The organism is Streptococcus pseudopneumoniae, from assembly GCF_038148935.1.
GTDB lineage: Bacteria > Bacillota > Bacilli > Lactobacillales > Streptococcaceae > Streptococcus > Streptococcus pseudopneumoniae_U.
The window spans coordinates 1-2,243 of record NZ_JBBJZX010000150.1 but is presented as its reverse complement, the minus strand read 5'-3'; the positions used below and the strand labels follow the sequence as shown (position 1 = coordinate 2,243).

The 2,243-nt window shown below is 39.7% G+C and carries 4 protein-coding genes; all 4 read right to left on the bottom strand.

Translation table 11 applies throughout. The annotated features are described in order from the left end of the window. Positions 1-79: 79 nt before the first annotated feature. From tnpC to WKI42_RS10150, 4 genes are read right to left on the bottom strand one after another with little or no spacing between them, the layout of a single operon-like run. Complete coding sequence (gene tnpC, locus WKI42_RS10165) at positions 80-1,399, bottom strand: IS66 family transposase (RefSeq protein ID WP_368081861.1); 1,320 nt, start codon at positions 1,397-1,399, stop codon at positions 80-82. Further along, on the bottom strand, positions 1,380-1,586 hold the full coding sequence (locus WKI42_RS10160) for a transposase (RefSeq protein WP_368081860.1): 207 nt from the start codon (positions 1,584-1,586) through the stop codon (positions 1,380-1,382). The genes tnpC and WKI42_RS10160 overlap by 20 nt, the downstream gene beginning before the upstream one ends. A 53-nt stretch (positions 1,587-1,639) precedes the next feature. Continuing rightward, entirely contained in the window at positions 1,640-1,990 is a 351-nt protein-coding gene (gene tnpB / locus WKI42_RS10155; protein WP_368081859.1) for an IS66 family insertion sequence element accessory protein TnpB, read from the bottom strand. Further along, entirely contained in the window at positions 1,971-2,156 is a 186-nt protein-coding gene (locus WKI42_RS10150) for a hypothetical protein (RefSeq protein ID WP_001136123.1), read from the bottom strand. The genes tnpB and WKI42_RS10150 overlap by 20 nt, the downstream gene beginning before the upstream one ends. Positions 2,157-2,243 lie beyond the last annotated feature (87 nt).

Sequence of the window (2,243 nt, the reverse complement as noted above, 5' to 3'; positions counted from 1 at the left end):
CGTAAGCGCCCAATAACGAAGTATATTGAAAAATCTCCAGACTAGAGAACTCATAGATAGTTCCTAATCTGGAGATTTCTTATTTGCACTTTTCTTGTACAACTTTAGTCCATGGTAAATAAGCCTCTAAAACCTCTTTGTTTACGAGAGTTTCCTCGTTTGGAAGACGTTCTAGAAGATAGGATAGATATTTTTCACTATTTAGTTGATGACGTTTAGCTGTTTCCAACAAACTCATAATAATAGCTGTTGCTTTAGCTCCTTCAAAACTTTGAGAAAACAACCAATTTTTACGTCCCATAACCAATGATTTAATGGCGCGTTCAGCTAGATTATTGGAAAGGACCAGATGCCCGTCTTTCAAAATGGCCTTAAAGGTTTCTTCATACTTGAGACTGTATTCAATTGCCCTCCCTAGTTTTGAACCAGATAAAACTGACTGACGTCGGCACCAAGCAAAGAAGTCTTCCATTAAGGGATGGAGCTCTTCTTGACGTTTCTGTAGGCGTTCATCAGCTGACAAGTCTTCCCAGTCTCTCTCCAAAGAAAATAACTGATCACAATAAGCTAAACCTTTGGCACCTAACGATGATTTATCTGCTTGCTTGGGGGTAGCTTCAAAAAACTTCCTTCTCACATGCGCCCAACAACCAACAAGTTCAGCTTCTTCCAGTTGACGATAAGCAGACCACATGTCACAATGCACATATCCAGAATAATCTCCTAGGAATTCTTGCACTACTAAACCACTCCGACGCTGATCATGGTGGTAAAGCGTGATCCCTTGCTTCTCAGCTTTCCCAGACAAAAAAGTCCAATAGTAGGTCAGATGGCTATCACTCTCTAGAACCCGATAAGAGGTTTCATCCGCATGAAGAAGAGGTTGTTCTAACAACTTTTCTCGTAAAAGGTTATAAAGGGACTCTAAATAGTATTGACTTGCCTTAATATGCCAATTAGAGATTTCCTTACGTGTGATTGGTAAACCCATCCTAGCCCAATCTTCTTCTTGGCGATAATTGGGTACCTTCAGATTAAACTTCTGATGGATGGTGTGAGCGATAATAGAAGCTGAGCCAAGGCTATGCGCCAAAGGGGCTTTAGGAATAGGAGCTTTCACAATTTTATCACTCGGATTTTTCTCACTGCATGCTTGGCACTTATAAGCGTGTTGGATATGATCTATTCGTTTTAATTGCGCAGGAATAAAGACTAATTCTTGGCGTTGAAGGGTCGCTCCAATCTCTTTTAGCTCTCCCTGACAATCAGGGCAAATGCTCTCTTCTACTTGATGATGAACTTCTTCTGAATCAAATTGGGCAAGAAGAGCTTGGCGTTTTCCTTTAGATTTCTTACGTTTGTAGGTAATTTCCTCTGTTTCAACTGGGAACATCTCCATCTTCTTCAGATGGAGACTCTTCCTCAAAAAGGTTGAGTTGTCCAGAGGGCCAAACACTTTTCTCAGAGGATTTTCCATAGAGCTTTTGCGTCAGATAAGCCACTTGTTCACGAAGAAGGGCAAGTTCATTGGTGAGACTATCAATTGTAGCACTCTGTTGTTGAATGATTTTTAATAATTCTTCCATGGGCTTCCCTCCTTGTTTTCTAACTTCATTATACTAAAAAGAAAGTCCTCATTTCAATAGAAATCACGACTTTCTGATGAATTTATTTTAGGAGTGATAGAAAAGCCCTTCATAAGCCAATCTACTTGTTCAGGTGTGAGAGCTTTGACATCCTTTTCTGTACTTGGCCAAGTCAGTTTACCATTCTCAAAGCGTTTATAAAGTAGCCAAAATCCTTGACCATCCCAGTAAAGGGCTTTAAAGCGGTCTTTACGTCCACCACAAAAGAGAAAGACTTGACCTGAGAAAGGATCCAATTCAAAGTGGGTGTTAATGAGATAAGCAAGTGAATCAATGCCTTGCCTCATATCCGTTTTCCCACATACGAGATAGACCTGCCCTAGGCTAGATAGATGAATTGTCATAGAGCAACACCTTATCCAAAAGCTGTTCTATCATTTCGAGATTGAGAGATTGAAAAAAACTTACTTCAAGCTTGCCAATACGAATTTTAAGCAGAATATCATTTCTCTTTTTAGAATCAAAACGACGAGATTGCGGAATCTCTACAGGAACAATAGGTTGTGGCATTAAAATATCCTCCAATGGTTTTTACTTTACTAATAGTATACAGGAGGTCTTCCATGAATGATAGATACCTTGTTATGACGCGCTTAC